Raw genomic sequence first — 14532 nt, forward strand, 5'->3', positions numbered from 1 at the left:
ACCCGACAACGCGATCGACCCGCTGTCCTTCACATCCACCGCGCGCTGGATCGTGTCCCCCGCCGCGATGTTGCTCGCCCCCACACTCAACCGGTTGTTCGCCTGGTTCACGTTCACCGGCACCAACGTCACCGTGCCGGACCCAATCGACTGCGACACCGACTGCGTATCCGTGAACAACGCGAACGCGCCCACACCCACAACCGTCGCCGCAACCACCAACAACGCGACCGACAACACGACCTTCTTCGACACCGCGCCGCGGCGAGCTCTCCGCCCCGCGCAGACCCGGGTGGTGTCCATGTGCGCAATGACCCTTTCCGTCGACTTCCCAGGGCGTCCCCGACGCTCCGTAGTCATCGGCGGCTCGGCGGATGCATTGAGCGAAGGGGGCCGCTTGCGTAGTTACCTCGGTCCCGAATCCCCACAGAGCCGAGCAGGCACGGCGAAAGGGACAGACCGCTCGAAGCGCGGGCGCCCGTCCGCCAGAGACGCGCTACTGCTCGTCGCGCAGGAAGCGCTCGATCTCGGAGACCAGCTGGTCCCCGTCGGGCACCTGGTCCGCCTGGGCGGCGTCGAGCTGGCGCACGATCTCGGCGACGTCCGGTCGCTCCGAGAGGTTCTGCTCGAGCAACGCGACGTACCCGTCGACCTGCTGGTCGAGCGGTGCGAGGTCCACGTCGACGCGGGCGATGTCGCGCACGCGCTCGAGCAACGCGCGCACCGCGGCCGGTGACGCGGTCGTCCCCACGTAGTGCGGGACCTGCGCCCACAATCCGACGGCCGGGATGCCGGCCTCACCCAGCGCGACCTGCAGGACCGTCTGCAACCCGGTCGGGCCGGCGTAGTCGGGGCGGCTCTCGCCGACCTCCTGGAGCACCGAGTGGCGCGTCGCGGTCGCGAGCACGCCGACGGGCCGCCGGTGGGACACCGGTGCGGGGATGCCCCCGAGCATGACGGCCATCGAGACGCGCAGCTCGCGCGCGAGCCCGACGATCTGCTCCGTCACCGCGCGCCAGCGGATGGACGGCTCGGGACCGAAGCACACGACGACGTCGCGGCCCGCGCTGCCCGCGAGGAACTGGATCGCGGGCCAGTCGATCGCCCGGCTGACGCCGTCGACGAGCCGCACCGTCGGTCGGACCTGTTGGAGGTCCATGAGGTCCGCGAGCTCGAGGCGCGCGAAGGGCCGTGCCGTCTGCTGCATCTGCTCCGCGAGGTACGCGATCGCGCCCGCCCCGGCGAAGCCCGCGTCGACCCAACCGGTGAGCGCGACGACCATGACCGGGTCGCGCAGATCGGGGCGTCGCTCGACGTGCAGCACACGGTCACTGTACGGCGTCGGTGGCGGACCGATAGGTTGCGCCTCCGTGCTCCTGCGGATCTTCACCGAGCCCCAGCAGGGCGCGTCCTACGACGAGCTGCTGACGCTCGCGACGCTCGCCGAGGAGCTCGGGTTCGACGCGTTCTTCCGGTCCGACCACTACCTCCGCATGGGTCCCGGCGACCCCGGCCCCGGTCCGACCGACGCGTGGACGACGCTCGCAGGCCTCGCGCGTGACACGACGACGATCCGCCTCGGCACGCTCGTGTCGCCGGTGACGTTCCGGCTCCCGGGACCGCTGGCGGTCACGGTCGCGCAGGTCGACGCGATGAGCGACGGCCGTGTCGAGCTCGGGATCGGGAGCGGCTGGTTCGACGAGGAGCACCGCGCGTACGGCATCCCGTTCCCGCCGACACCGGAGCGCTTCGACATGCTCGAGGAGCAGCTCGAGATCGTCACCGGGATGTGGCGCACACCGAAGGGCGAGAAGTTCTCGTTCTCGGGCGAGCACTACACCGTCGAGAGCTCCCCCGCGCTCCCGAAGCCCGTCCAGGAACCGCACCCGCCGGTCGTCGTCGGCGGGTACGGGCAGCGACGGACGCCGCGCCTCGCGGCGAGGTTCGCCTCCGAATTCAACCTGCCCTTCCCGCCGCTGGACGTCTACCGCGATGCCGTCGAACGCGTGCGCGCGGCGTGTGAGCGCGAGGGTCGTGATCCGCGAACGCTCCGGACGACCGTCGCGCTGGTCGTGTGCTGCGGCGCCGACGACCGTGAGATCGCGCGACGGGCCGCGGCGATCGGCCGCGACGTCGACGAGCTGCGAGCGAACGGCGCGGCCGGAACGCCGGCCGAGGTCGTCGACAAGCTCCGCATCTACGAAGAGGCGGGCGCGGAGTCCGTCTACCTCCAGGTGCTCGACATCCGCGACCTCGATCACGTGCGGCTCCTCGCCTCCGAGGTCATGCCGCGAATCTCATGAGTGAGCGAGCGGAGCCGCGTGTCCGCTTCGGCGTGCACGCCGGCCTGCAGAACACGACGCTCGCCGACCTCCAGGCCCTCTGGCGGCGTGTGGAGTCGGCCGGCTTCGACTGGATCTCGGTGTGGGACCACTTCTACGCAGCCGACGCGAGCGGCAGCGCGGTGTGTCTCGAGGCGATTGCGACGCACGCCGCGCTCGCCGCAACGACCAGGCACGTGCGGTGCGGGAGCCTGGTCTATTCGGTCGGGTACCGGCACCCGGCCGTCCTCGCGAACGCGATGGCGACGCTCGACCAGCTCGCCGGCGGGCGCGTCACGCTCGGCCTCGGCGCGGGATGGCACCAGACGGAGTACGAGGCGTACGGGATGCCCTTCCCGCCCGCGCCCGTCCGGCTCCGTCAGCTCGATGAAGCACTGACGTGCGTGCGCGGGCTGCTCACCCAGGACGCCACCAGCTTCGACGGTGAGTTCTTCACGTTGCGTGACGCGCGCTGCGAGCCGAAGCCCGTGCAGTCACGCCTGCCGATCTGGGTCGGTGGCGGCGGCGAGAAGGTGACGCTGCGTCTCGTCGCGCGTCATGCCGACGGTTGGAACATCCCGTTCGTCGCGCCGGAGACGTACGCGCACAAGGTGCGCGTACTCGACGCGCACTGCGAGCGGGTGGGACGGGACCCCGCGACGCTGACGAAGTCGGTCAACGTGGGCCTCGCGTTCACCGACGACGACCTGCGCGCGCAGTTCTCGACGATGGCCGAGTTCGTCCGTCCGGGCGTGCTCACGGGGAGCACGCAGGCGATCGTCGACCGGGTCGGGGCATACCACGACGCGGGCGCGTCGTGGGTCATCCTCGCGGTCCGCGCGCCCTTCGACCCGGACGCGATCGAGCAGTTCGCGACCGAGGTCTTCCCTGCGTTCGATCACTGACGCTTCAGTGAAGCACCAGTCGGTTCTGGACCGACTGTGCGCTCGATGAAGCGCCACTGGTGTGGCGTGGTCAAGCCGGTCAGCGCATCCCGCTCTTGGCAGCGCTGCGCGCTGCCGGGTCGCTCGGGCCACTGCTCCCGCCCGGCCGTCGGCCGGGCTCGCTCAGCGCATCCCGCCGCCGCTGAAGCCGCCCGGACCGCCGAAGCCTCCGAACCCGCCACCGAAGCCGCGGCTCGTACCCGTGTCACGCCGGGGCGCGAACGCCTGCGGGAGCGACGTGCCCTGGAACGGTGCGGGAACCTCGCCGTCCGCGGCGTAGCGGTACAGCGCGGTGCGGAAGATGCCGCTCAGCGCGTTGACGACCGCCATCGCGACCGCGAACCACGCGATCGCGATCGCGATCGTGATGACGACGATCGCGCCCACGCCCGTCGCCGCGCCGATGGCGCCGATTGCGACCGCGGGGAGCATCGCGACGAACCCCAACGCGCCGAGCCCGAACTGCAGCGCGAGGTTCTCGCCCCACGTCCGCACGAACAGGTCCTTCGAGCGCTTCAGCGCGTTCCCCGGACCGAGGTCCTCGAGCATGATGATCGGGACGGTCAGGAACGTCAGCACGTTCCACGCGACGCCGAGGATCGAACCGACCACGCGTCCGATCCAACCCTGGCGCTCGAGCGCGTTGAGGATGATCGTGACGGTCGCGGTCACGACGGCCCACGGCAGCAACCGGTGCAGCCGCTGGTTCGCGGCCTGGAGCGCGTTGCCCACGCTGGGGTGCCCGCCGCGCAGGACCTCGTCGGCCGCGGCGACGAGCGCGCCGAGGAAGTAGACGCCGACGAACGCGACCGCGACGTAGCCGACGACGATGAAGACGTAGCTCATCGGGCCGAGCTGGAAGTGACCGTTCACGTCCTTGCTGCCACCGACGTAGACCAGGCCGGCGGCCGCGCCCATGACGGCGAGCGTCGCGAGGAACGAGATGACGGGCAGCCACACGAGCTGCTTGTCCGACTTCAGGACCGCCCACGACGCCTTGGCGATCTCGAGGGACCGCTGCAAACGACTCATGACGAGCATTATCGGCGATCGGGGCGAGAAGTTGACGGCGCGGGTCCTGCCGTAGGCTCGCCGCGCATGCCGTCGATCGACGACCTCGCCCGCCGGGCGGCCGCGACGCTCGGTCCCGGCGCCGGCGTGCGATGCCTGGCGGCACCCGGCCGGGTGAACCTGATCGGCGACCACACCGACTACTGCGAGGGCTTCGTCCTGCCGCTCGCGATCGACCGTGCGTGCGTCGTCGCGTGGCGCGAGCGCGGCGACGGACGGGTCGCGGTCCGGTCGCTCGACCGGGACGGCGTCGCCGCGGTCGCGGCGGACGGGGCCGACGACCCCGCCGCGGTCGAACCCGGCTGGGCTCGCTTCGTCGCCGGCGTCGTGCGCACGCTCGGCCGCGCGGGGCGCGCGCCCGTCGGGCTCGACGCGGTCGTCGCGTCGTCGGTGCCGCCCGGGGCCGGGCTGTCGTCCAGCTCGGCGCTCACCGTCGCGCTGACGATGGCGGCCGGCGCGGCGGGGAAGCTCGATCTCGACCGCCGAGACCTCGCACGCGCCGCGCTCGAAGCCGAGGTCCTCGCGACGGCCGTCCCCGGTGGCCTGATGGACCAGCTCGCGTCGCTGTTCGGACGGGCCGGTCACGCGTTGCTGATCGACTGCCGCACGCTCGACGTCGAACCCGTTCCGCTCCCCGAGACGCACGCGGTGCTCGTCGTGCACTCGGGCGTCGAGCGGACGCTCGGGAACAGCGCGTACGCGCAGCGGCGCGCCTCGTGCGAACGCGCCGCGTCGCGGATCGGTGTGCGTGCGCTGCGCGACGCGACACTCGCGGACGTGGGCGACGACCCGTGCGCCCGCCACGTCGTCTCGGAGAACGCTCGCGTGCTCGACGCCGCGTCCGCGTTGCGCTGCGGCGACATCGGGCGTGTCGGCGCGCTGATGGTCGCGAGCCACACGAGCCTCCGGGACGACTTCCGGGTGTCCACCCGCGAGCTCGACCTGCTCGTCGAGCTGCTGCTGGCGACGGGCGCGGTGGGCGCGCGGCTGACCGGTGCGGGGTTCGGCGGGTGTGTCGTCGCGCTCGTCCAGCGGAACCATGCCGACGACGTCGCCGCGAAGACGGTGCTCGCGTACCGCAAGGAGACGGGTCGCGACGCGACGGCGTTCGTCGTCCGTGCGGCCGGAGGCGCGGGACCCGTCGCGCTCTGACGCGCCCGCGTCGTGACGAGCCGCGCCGCGCCTGCGTACCCTTCGCGGCGCGCCGGTGAGGGGACCCGAGGGGTCGGGCGACGGGCGCGGCGAGGCAAGGGCGATGACGCGGATCGAGGTACCCGGGGCGCGCGCCGCGACGCCCCGGTCGGCAAGCCACCCGTCGTATGGGCGACGGGCGAGCGCGTGCCCGGCGTGCGGGTGCCGAGTGCGCCATCCGCTGTTCGCGCCGGGCGGCTATCGGTACGTCGAGTGCCCGGGCTGCGGGCTGGCGCACCTCGATCCGCTGCCGACCGACGACGAGGCGCGCGCGAACTTCCCCGACGGGTACTTCGCGGGCGCGATCCCCGGTGGTTACGACGACTACCTGGCCGACGAGATGTTGCACCGGGCGAACGCCCGTGAGCGTCTCGCCCTGCTCGAGCAGCGCGGCGCCCGCGCGCCGGGCCGGTTGCTCGACGTCGGGTGCGCGCACGGGTTCTTCCTCGACGAGGCGTGTCGCGCGGGCTGGCGCGGCGAGGGCGTCGAGGTGTCCGCAGGTGCCGCGGAATTCGCACGGACGCGCCTCGGTCTCGACGTGACCGACGATCTCGCCGGCGTCGCCGCCCACCAACCCGGCGCCTTCGACGTCATCACGATCTTCCAGGTGCTCGAGCACGTCGGGTCGCCGGCGGAGATGCTCGGTCTGGCGCGGCGTTGCCTCCGGCCGTCGGGGACGCTCGTGATCGAGACGTGGGACCGCTCGAGCCTGGTCGCGCGCGCCCTGCGGTCGCACTGGCAGGACGTCGCGCCGCCGTCGGTCATCTGGCTGTTCGACCGCCACAGCCTCGGCCTGCTGCTCGGCACGGCGGGCTTCGGCGCGGGCGAGATGCACCACACCGCGAAGCGGGTGAGCATGCGGTTCGTCGCGTCGCTCCTCGACGACCACGGCGGCGCGTTCGGACCGATCGGGCGCGCGATCCGCCGCAGCCCGCTGCGCGAGCGATCGTTCCGGTACCGGCTCGGCGACCTCGTCACCGTCGTCGCGACGCCCGCACGCGAGGCGGCCGCCGGCGCTGCTTGAACGGCGCTGCCCTCATACGTCGAGCGACCGGCGGACGCGCGTCACCGCGTCGCGCGTGCGAACGCCCCACCAGAACAGGTCCTGGCCGTCGACGAGCACGACGCGCGCGCCCGGCACCGCCCGCGCCACCTCGTCGACATGACGCTCACGGAACCGGTACGGCTCGCTCGGGAGCAGGACGAGGTCGGGCGCGGCGGCTGCGACGTCGCCCAGCGACAGCTCGGGGTACCGGTCGGGTACCCCGGCGAACGCGTTCGCCACGCCCGCGCCCCCCAGCACCGACGAGCCGTAGGTGTCGGCGTTGATCGCCATCCACGGGCGTCGCCAGATCAACACCACGGCACGGCGACCGGGCGCGGCGGGCGACGTCTCGGCGAGCCACGTCTCCCACGCGCCTTCCACGTACGCCTCCGGCACGGCGACCTCGACGGCGCGCGCCAACGCGCGCACGGCGGGACCGACGTCCTCCACCGAGCGCGGCGACATGTCGTGGAGACGCACTCCCGCGCGCGCGAGCGCATCCGCGTCCTCACGACGGTTCTCCTCGTCGTTGACGACGACGAGGTCCGGCCCGAGCGCGACGATGTCGTCGACGTGCGGGTTCTTCGTACCGCCGACGGTCGGGATCCCCGGTTGCAGGCAGAAGCGCGTGCACGCGACGGGGACGACGCCGAGCGCGAGCAGCGTCTCGGTGGCGGACGGCACGAGCGAGACGACGCGCATGCGCCCGCGGGCGCGGTTCACATCCGCTGCAGCAGCTCGGCCTTCTTCGCCTCGAACTCGGCCGGGGTGATGTGGCCGGCGTCGCGCAGCTGGGCGAGCTGCTGGATCTGCTCGGGGATGGATGGCCCGGCCGCGGGGGCGTCGACGCGCGGCGCGGCCCACGACGCCTGCCGCCGCGCGTTGACCTCCATCTGCCGGTAGATCTCCTGCTGCACGCCGTCGGGATGGCGAACGTTGTCGAACGTCGTCTGGCCCTCCCGGCCGGCAGACTCGATCGCGAGGTCGCCCGCGCCGATCATCCGGTTCCAGATGTTCTGGTTGAAGTTGATGTTGTTGATCCGCTCGAGCGGGATCTCGACGCCGTGCTTCGCGAGGACACCCGTGCGGAACACGACGCGCTGGTCGGTGACGACGAAGTACGTGAAGCGCCACTGCAGGTACTTGAGCGCGAGCCAGACCGCCCACGCGAGCAACAGGACGATGTAGACGTACGCGCTGTACTTGCGGACCGTCCCGTGCACCTGGAACAGCAGGATCAACAGCACGAACAGCGGGATCCCGGTGAAGATGTGCTTCGAGAAGTACCACCAGTGCGGCCGCAGGTCGAGCACGACCGTCTCGCCCTGGTTGACGAGGTTCTTCGGGTACGGCATGGCGCCAAACAGTAAAGCGCCTACGACGGCGGCCCGAGCACACGGTCGAGGTAGGCGTTGCGGAACCGCCCGTCGGGATCGAGCTTCGCCCGCACCGCCTGGAAGCGTGCCCACTCCGGATAGCGCGGCGCGAGCGTCGCTGCCGTCTGGTAGTGCATCTTCCCCCAGTGCGGCCGGCCGCCGACGCGGTCCATGATGTCCTCGACGCCGCGGAAGTAGCGCTCGAACGGCGTCCCCGTCGGCAGGTGGCACGCGAGGTACGCGTTCTCGCGCCCGTAGCCGGTGCTGAGCGGGATGTCGTCCGGTCCGGTGACGCGCACCTCGACCGGGAAGGCGACCTTCAGGTCCTCGCGCTCGATCAGGTCGCGGATCGCGAGCAGGCACGCACCCGCTTCGTGGCGCGGCACCTCGTACTCCATCTCGACGAAGCGCACGAGCCGCGGCGTGCAGAACACCCGGTCGCTGCGGTCGACCTTCTCGCTCCGGCCGACGTTCGCGACGACGAACTGCGCGAGTCGCGGGACGAGGCCGGGCGCGATCTGTCCGGCCCGGCACACCGCACCGAACAGGTAGTTCGTCATCAGGATCTCGTCACGCCACTTCTTGAACCCCTCCTTCGCGTGGACGGGGTCGTCGGTGCGGTTGTTGCACTTGACGGTCGCGACGTCGGTGTGCGGGAACCAGTACGCGTCGACGTGGTCGTTCGTCTCGACGATCGTGTCGAACCGCTCGAGCATCTCCGAGAGCGGCATCGGGACCTCGAGCGAGTGCAGCCGGAAGGCGGGCTCGCACTGCAGCGTCATCTTCGTCACGATGCCGAGCGCACCGAGGCCGATGCGCGCGCACGCGAACACCTCGGGCTCCTCGCGCTCGGAGCAACGCAGGAGCTCGCCGTCGGCCGTCACCATCTCGATCTCGCGCAGCATCGTCGCGAGCCCACCGAGCTTCAACGCGGTGCCGTGCGTCCCGGTCGAGAGCGCACCCGAGATCGTCTGCCGGTCGATGTCACCGAGGTTGGTGAGCGCGAGGTTCCTGATCGCGAGCTGCTGGTTCAGCTTCCACAGCGGGATGCCCGCCTCGACCGTGACCGTGTGCGCGTCGCCGTCGACCGCGACCACGCGATCGAGATGGCCGAGCCGCAACATGCGGCCGTCGGTGCACGCGGTGTCGGTGAAGGAGTGGCCCGACCCGACCGCGTGCACGGTCTGCCCCGCGTGCTTCGCGGCGCGCACCGCCTCGACGACCTCGAGCTCGCTCTCGGGATCGGTCACCGCGACCGGCTCGCAGCGTTGGTTGCGGCCCCAGTTCTGCCAGAACGTCGCGCCCTTCGCCATCGTCGAAGCGTACGACGAAGCTGCGAGAAAAGGCTCTTGACCCTCTGCGCGCTCGTCCGTACCATCGCCCTACCGGTTCGGCTGGTCCGTTCGGTCGAACGCTCTGGTCGGTCGCTGTGGCGGCCGTTCGGGAGCGGCGATGCGATCGGGCGAGTGGTCCCGGTGGAGCCACTGCCGTACGACGATCGGGTCTCGACCCGGTCGGCGTGGCCGAAGGTGCGACGTCCAGTCGGGCGGCGTGCCGGGCCGAGGCAGCGGTCGCGAAGGGGAGCCCCGAGGAGATCGGAGCTGCGACGCAGCGAAGACTACTCGGGGCCTCTTCGCGTCCCGGACGCCTGACCGCGAGGGTCCACCGCCGTCACCGCGCGCGTCGGTACGGTCGGCCGGTGGTCGCGTCCGCCGCCGACTCGCTGCTGCAGGGCCTCGACCCGTCGCAGCGCGCCGCCGTCGTCGAACCGGCGCGGCCGCTCGCGATCCTCGCGGGCGCCGGCTCGGGCAAGACGCGCGTCCTGACCCGGCGCATCGCGTGGCACGCCGCGACCGGGCGCATCGACGCGGAACGCGTCCTGGCGGTGACCTTCACACGCAAGGCCGCGCGCGAGCTCGTGCACCGGCTCGCCCGTCTCCCGATCGGCGGCCGCGTGACCGCCGGGACGTTCCACGCGCTCGCGCTCACCCAGCTGCGGCGGCGATGGCAGGAACGAGGACGGGTCCCGCCCGCACTCCTCGAACGCAAGGCGCGGATCGTGGTCCCGCTGCTCGTCGCGGACGGGTGGACGGGCGAGGCCGCGACCGAGCGCGCCGCCGACGTGGCGAGCGAGATCGAGTGGGCCAAGGCCCGTCTCGTCTCGCCCGACGGGTACGAGCAGGCAGCGCGCGACGCGGGACGCCAGCCCGCGATCGCGCCGTCCCGGCTCGCCTCGCTCTACGACGCGTACGAGCGCGAGAAGCACCGTCGCCGTCTCGTCGACTTCGACGACCTCGTCTGGTGGTGCGTGCGCGCGCTGGAGACCGACGGCGACTTCGCGGCGGCGCAACGGTTCCGGTTCCGGCACCTGTTCGTCGACGAGCTCCAGGACGTGACACCCGCTCAGTTCCGTCTCCTGCGCGCGTGGCTCGGCGATCGGGACGACCTCTGCGCGGTCGGTGATCCGGACCAGTCCATCTACCGGTTCGCGGGCGCAGAGCCCGACCACCTCACCCGGTTCGTCGAGCACTTCCCCGGCGGCAAGGTCGTGCGCCTCGAGGCGAACCACCGGTCCAGCGCGCAGATCGTCGACGCGGCCGCCGCCGTTCTCGGCCGCCGCGACGCGCATGCCGTCCGCACGCCGCGCGGCGACGGCCCGCGTCCGACGCTGCGCGCCTACGCGTCGGACGCCGACGAGGCACGCGCAGTCGCGCGAGCGCTCCGCGACGCGCACGCGACCGGTGTGGCGTGGTCGTCGATGGCGGTGCTCTACCGCACGAACGCGCAGTCCGCGCTGTTCGAGGACGCGCTGGCCGCACAGCAGATCCCGTTCCGCGTCCGCGGCGGGATGCGGTTCCTGCAACGAGCAGAGGTCCGCGCGCTGCTCGACGGGCTCGAGGACGCCGCGCGACGCGCGCCCGGTCGCCCGTTCGCCGAGCACCTCGTCGACGTACGAGCCGACGTCGACGCCCTGTCGCCCGAACGGCGCGAGCACGCCGACGCGCTCGTCACCCTCGGACGGGAGTACGTGGCGCACGACGGCGACGGCGGCACGGTCGCCGGGTTCCTCACCTGGCTGCGCGCGACGCTGCGCTCCGACGACGGCGACCTCGCGTCGGGCGACGCCGTGGAGCTGCTGACGTTCCACCGCGCCAAGGGCCTCGAGTACGAGACCGTCTTCGTCACGGGCGTGGAACGGGGGCTCGTGCCCGTCGCGTACGCGTCGTCGCCGGTCGATCTCGACGAGGAGAGGCGCCTGCTGCACGTCGCCATGACGCGCGCCGGCACGGCGTTGCACATGAGCTGGGCCCGGACCCGCACGGTCGGGTCACGCGTGTCGGAGCGCGAGCCGAGCCCCTGGATCACGGCGCTTCGCGCCGCGGGCGTCGTGGACGACGCGGCGACGACGGCGTCGGCGCACGCGGGCACACGTCGAGCGTTGGGTGCGCGCGGACCCAGGCCGCGCGCCACCGACGACGCGCTGCTCACCGCGCTCCTGGAATGGCGGCGAGGCGTGGCGCGGGCCGCGGCCGTCCCCGTCGCGGCCGTCGCGAGCGACGCGACGCTGCGGGCGATCGCGACGCGCCGGCCGCGCTCGCGCGCCGCGCTCGCGTCGGTCCCCGGCCTCGGCCCTTGTCGCCTCGCCACCCATGGCGAGGCGATCCTCCGGCTCGTCGCGGGGGCCCCGGCCGCCCGTTGACTCGGCCGCCGGCGCGGCGCACGATGAGCGGACAGACGGTGGGCAACGTGGACGGTGGGCGGCGCGGACGACGGACCCACGACGAGCCGAGCGACGGCGACGCACGGACCGAACGGACGGAAGGACGCCGGATGCCCCCGACCCATTCGACCTTCCCGCTCTTCCCCACCGACGACGGGTGGCCCTACCCGGACCGGGACGGCGGGCTCGGGGTCGACGGTCAGGGCCTCGAGGCCGACGTCGCGGCGATCACGCCGCGCCGGTTCGACGAGTCGAGCGACGACGACGTCGACCTCGACGCGATCGAGCTGCGCGCCGGTGGGCACGCGTTCGACTCGCTCACACCCGAGGAGTACGTCGTGCTCTCCCGCCGCTTCGGCCTGGCCGGGCCGCCGTGCTCGATGAAGGTCATCGCGCGCGACCTCGGGTGCAGCCACGCGGACGCGCGCGACGTGCTCGGGCGTGCCATCGACAAGATGCGGACGCGTCTCACGGAAACGTGACGAGAGGGCGCGCGCCCGTCACCGCGCCGGGCACGCGCTCCACAACCCGGCGCCCGCGCGGCGTGCCGCCAGCTCCTCGCCGAGCATCGTGCGCGCGTACATCCCGTTCGGCGGGATGACGAGGAGCCGCGCGTAGCCCCGCCGCAGCAACTCGTCGTTGAAGCGGTGGCCGTCGACGACGACGTACGCGAGCAACCTGCCATACCGGTCGTGGCGCTCGACGTCCGTCTCGAGCCGGACGGTCCGACCCGTCAGCGCCGCCTTCGTGAACGCGGAGGCCTCGGGGCCGTAGCACTGGACCGGCTCGTCGGGATGGACGGTCTCGGGCGTGTCGACACCGAGGAGACGGACGGTCGTGTCGCGGCCACGGTCGTCGACGACGATCGTGTCGCCGTCGACGACGTGCACCACGCGGACCGTGTGGGTGGAGCCGGCTCGTGACCGGCCGAGCCACCAACCTCCGAGCGAGGCGGCGGTCAGCACGACCACGACCACGGCTCGGAGGCGAGCCATGCGCCACACCGTAGCGGTGCCCTGTGACGCTATCGACGGTCGCGCGCGGGCGCGCCGGTAGGGTGACGGCGCCATGCTCCGCCGTGCGCGGCGCCTGCTGGTGCTGCTCGTCGTCCTCGTCGTCTTCGTCGCCGCGGCGGCCGTCGTGCTCGGGAGCCGACCCGCGCTCGATCACGCGCGCACGAAGATCGACGACCGCTGGGCGGCTCTACGCACACCGCTGAGCGCGCGGTACGAGAAGCTCGGGGCCGTCACCGTCGCGCTCGCCGCCGACGTCGGCCGCGACCACACGCTGCCGCGCGAGCTCACGGCCGCGCTGACGAGGTGGAACGCGCTGATGCGCCGGCACGACCCGAGCGCGGAGGTCGAGACCGCGAACCAGCTCGAAGGCCTCGCGTCGCGCGCGACGACGACCGCGCAGTCCACCGACAAGCTGCGAGGCGACGCGAACCTGCAGCAGGCGGTGCAGTCGTTCATGAAGGCGTCGGTGCCCCGCGCGGACGTCGACGCGTACAACGCCGCGGTGAACGGCTACCAGCACGACCGGACGAGCGGGATCCGGCGCCTGACCGCGTCGTTGTTCGGCTACGGACCTCGCCGGACGTTCGAGCCGGTCACCAGCGCGACCGCCTGACCGGTCGCCGCGCTACGGGACGACGAGAGCAGTGAGCGCGGACAGCGCGGGCTTCGCGGTGCCGTTGACGCGCGTCAGACCGAGGTTGGAGCTCCAGTCCGACGCGTCGTTCGCGCCGTCACGGAGCTCGAACACGAACAGCGGCCCGGTGTAGGGCCACGTGTTCCACTGCAGGTACTCGTCCACGATCGACTGGCCCTGGACGCTGTCGCTGACCGACATCGACGAGGACCCGGTCGGCACGCCGAACTCGGTGCCCCAGATCTGCTTCGCGCCGTCGCCGTTGGCGACCATGATCCCGTGGAGCGTGGCGGTCTGGAGCAGCGCGTTCCACCCGGCCGAGCCGGGCGTCGTCGGCGCGTAGGGGCTGGGCGGGTACGGGTGGTGGCCGAGCGCGTCGAAGGAGCCCTTGGCGCCCGCCGCGTACATCGCCTTCACGAAGTTGACCGGGCTGAGCGGGTCGTCGGGCGTCTGGCCGAGGTCACCGTGCGGGGACAGACCACCGCTCACGACGAACGCGTGCGGGTCTGCCGCGTGGATCGCGGGGTACGCCGCCTTCAGGAGCGCGACGTAGCTCGCGGCGTTGACGGGCTGGAAGAAGGACGGGTTGTTGGGCTCGTTCCAGATCTCCCAGTCGTGCACGCCCTTCGGTGCGTAGTGCGCCGCGACGCGCGCGGCGAACGCGCCGTATTCGGCCGCGCTCCGCGGCGCGCAGAACATGCCGGAGTGATCGGCGAAGTTGCAGCCGGGCGCCGCGGCCCAGTTCGGCGTGTAGTCGATGATGCCGAGGATCTGCAGGCCCTGGGCGCGCGCGGCGTCGACGAGCGTGTCGGTGTGCGCCCACCACGTGGCCTGGCCGGGCGCCTTGAGGCCCGGGCCGTACGACTCGAGCTTCGACCAGTCGAACTGCAGGCGCACCCAGCGCGCGCCCGTGCGCTTGATCGCGGCGAGGTCGGCCCTGATCTGCGCCGCGCTCTGCCACTCGAACCAGCCGTCCGCCGAGAAGCCGACCTTCGCAGCCGGGACGCCCGGACGGGGCGCCGCCGCCGGCGCAGTGGTCGCCGCGCAGGCCGCACCGACGACGAGCACGAGGAGCGACACCGCGACCGCCGACAGGCGCGCCCGCACAACCCGCTTGTTCACGTTGCTCCGTTCCCCTGCTCGCTGCCCTCGGGCCTCTCACTCGGAGGGATCGCGGCGCAGTTGAGGGAACCGCGACGTCCGGGCGCGATTC

At 72.5% G+C, this 14532-nt stretch carries 15 protein-coding genes; 7 read left to right on the top strand and 8 right to left on the bottom strand.

Translation table 11 applies throughout. The features are described from left to right. Positions 1-303: TasA family protein (locus tag VFC33_10640; protein HZR13695.1), on the bottom strand; the 303-nt coding region annotated here is incomplete at its 3' end. Between the two features lie 193 nt (positions 304-496). Beyond that, entirely contained in the window at positions 497-1324 is an 828-nt protein-coding gene (locus VFC33_10645) for a PAC2 family protein (GenBank protein HZR13696.1), read from the bottom strand. 46 nt (positions 1325-1370) lie between these two features. Here VFC33_10645 and VFC33_10650 point away from each other — a divergent pair, with 46 nt between their 5' ends. Beyond that, positions 1371-2303 carry an LLM class F420-dependent oxidoreductase gene (locus VFC33_10650; protein ID HZR13697.1) on the top strand — a complete coding sequence of 311 codons (933 nt, stop codon included), beginning with the start codon at positions 1371-1373 and terminating at the stop codon, positions 2301-2303. Next, positions 2300-3226: a TIGR03560 family F420-dependent LLM class oxidoreductase gene (locus VFC33_10655; GenBank protein ID HZR13698.1), complete on the top strand. Its 927-nt coding sequence runs from the start codon at positions 2300-2302 to the stop codon at positions 3224-3226. The genes VFC33_10650 and VFC33_10655 overlap by 4 nt, the downstream gene beginning before the upstream one ends. A gap of 162 nt (positions 3227-3388) precedes the next feature. On the opposite strand, the gene VFC33_10660 is transcribed toward VFC33_10655, so the two are convergent. Further along, positions 3389-4297, bottom strand: coding sequence for a DUF6159 family protein (locus tag VFC33_10660; GenBank protein HZR13699.1), 909 nt, complete (start codon positions 4295-4297; stop codon positions 3389-3391). 66 nt (positions 4298-4363) lie between these two features. Here VFC33_10660 and galK point away from each other — a divergent pair, with 66 nt between their 5' ends. After that, a complete protein-coding gene (gene galK, locus VFC33_10665; protein HZR13700.1) occupies positions 4364-5488 on the top strand; it encodes a galactokinase in 1125 nt (374 codons plus the stop codon). Positions 5489-5696: 208 nt separating this feature from the next. Next, positions 5697-6551, top strand: a complete 855-nt coding sequence (locus VFC33_10670; GenBank protein HZR13701.1) for a class I SAM-dependent methyltransferase — start codon at positions 5697-5699, stop codon at positions 6549-6551. Between the two features lie 12 nt (positions 6552-6563). Here VFC33_10670 and VFC33_10675 read toward each other — a convergent pair whose 3' ends face one another. Genes VFC33_10675 through VFC33_10685 form a run of 3 tightly spaced genes read right to left on the bottom strand, consistent with a single transcriptional unit; the run spans position 6564 to position 9261 of the window. Then, positions 6564-7274, bottom strand: a complete 711-nt coding sequence (locus VFC33_10675; GenBank protein HZR13702.1) for a helical backbone metal receptor — start codon at positions 7272-7274, stop codon at positions 6564-6566. A 17-nt stretch (positions 7275-7291) separates the two neighbouring features. After that, the gene (locus VFC33_10680; protein HZR13703.1) at positions 7292-7927 is read right to left on the bottom strand and encodes a PH domain-containing protein; all 636 of its coding nucleotides are present in this window, start codon (positions 7925-7927) and stop codon (positions 7292-7294) included. Between the two features lie 20 nt (positions 7928-7947). Further along, positions 7948-9261 (bottom strand): D-arabinono-1,4-lactone oxidase, encoded by a 1314-nt coding sequence (locus tag VFC33_10685; protein HZR13704.1) that lies wholly within the window; start codon positions 9259-9261, stop codon positions 7948-7950. A gap of 386 nt (positions 9262-9647) precedes the next feature. Between VFC33_10685 and VFC33_10690 the strand changes: the two genes are divergently transcribed. Together VFC33_10690 and VFC33_10695 are read left to right on the top strand one after the other, a co-directional pair. After that, positions 9648-11648, top strand: a complete 2001-nt coding sequence (locus VFC33_10690) for an ATP-dependent DNA helicase UvrD2 (protein HZR13705.1) — start codon at positions 9648-9650, stop codon at positions 11646-11648. 131 nt (positions 11649-11779) lie between these two features. After that, positions 11780-12151 carry a hypothetical protein gene (locus VFC33_10695; protein HZR13706.1) on the top strand — a complete coding sequence of 124 codons (372 nt, stop codon included), beginning with the start codon at positions 11780-11782 and terminating at the stop codon, positions 12149-12151. 18 nt (positions 12152-12169) lie between these two features. Here VFC33_10695 and VFC33_10700 read toward each other — a convergent pair whose 3' ends face one another. Then, positions 12170-12664 (bottom strand): thermonuclease family protein, encoded by a 495-nt coding sequence (locus VFC33_10700; protein HZR13707.1) that lies wholly within the window; start codon positions 12662-12664, stop codon positions 12170-12172. A 73-nt stretch (positions 12665-12737) separates the two neighbouring features. Between VFC33_10700 and VFC33_10705 the strand changes: the two genes are divergently transcribed. Then, positions 12738-13298, top strand: a complete 561-nt coding sequence (locus VFC33_10705) for a hypothetical protein (GenBank protein HZR13708.1) — start codon at positions 12738-12740, stop codon at positions 13296-13298. A gap of 12 nt (positions 13299-13310) precedes the next feature. Here VFC33_10705 and VFC33_10710 read toward each other — a convergent pair whose 3' ends face one another. Next, on the bottom strand, positions 13311-14441 hold the full coding sequence (locus VFC33_10710) for a cellulase family glycosylhydrolase (GenBank protein HZR13709.1): 1131 nt from the start codon (positions 14439-14441) through the stop codon (positions 13311-13313). Positions 14442-14532 lie beyond the last annotated feature (91 nt).

The sequence above is a fragment of the Acidimicrobiia bacterium genome, assembly GCA_035651955.1.
Taxonomy (GTDB): domain Bacteria; phylum Actinomycetota; class Acidimicrobiia; order IMCC26256; family JAMXLJ01; genus JAMXLJ01.

Bases quoted from the DNA above. Each gene is read 5' to 3' on its own strand.
- galK (HZR13700.1), top strand. From the start codon at position 4,364: ATGCCGTCGATCGACGACCTCGCCCGCCGGGCGGCCGCGACGCTCGGT.
- VFC33_10680 (HZR13703.1), bottom strand. From the start codon at position 7,927: ATGCCGTACCCGAAGAACCTCGTCAACCAGGGCGAGACGGTCGTGCTC.
- VFC33_10700 (HZR13707.1), bottom strand. From the start codon at position 12,664: ATGGCTCGCCTCCGAGCCGTGGTCGTGGTCGTGCTGACCGCCGCCTCG.
- VFC33_10655 (HZR13698.1), top strand. From the start codon at position 2,300: ATGAGTGAGCGAGCGGAGCCGCGTGTCCGCTTCGGCGTGCACGCCGGC.
- VFC33_10685 (HZR13704.1), bottom strand. From the start codon at position 9,261: ATGGCGAAGGGCGCGACGTTCTGGCAGAACTGGGGCCGCAACCAACGC.
- VFC33_10705 (HZR13708.1), top strand. From the start codon at position 12,738: ATGCTCCGCCGTGCGCGGCGCCTGCTGGTGCTGCTCGTCGTCCTCGTC.
- VFC33_10675 (HZR13702.1), bottom strand. From the start codon at position 7,274: ATGCGCGTCGTCTCGCTCGTGCCGTCCGCCACCGAGACGCTGCTCGCG.
- VFC33_10695 (HZR13706.1), top strand. From the start codon at position 11,780: ATGCCCCCGACCCATTCGACCTTCCCGCTCTTCCCCACCGACGACGGG.
- VFC33_10660 (HZR13699.1), bottom strand. From the start codon at position 4,297: ATGAGTCGTTTGCAGCGGTCCCTCGAGATCGCCAAGGCGTCGTGGGCG.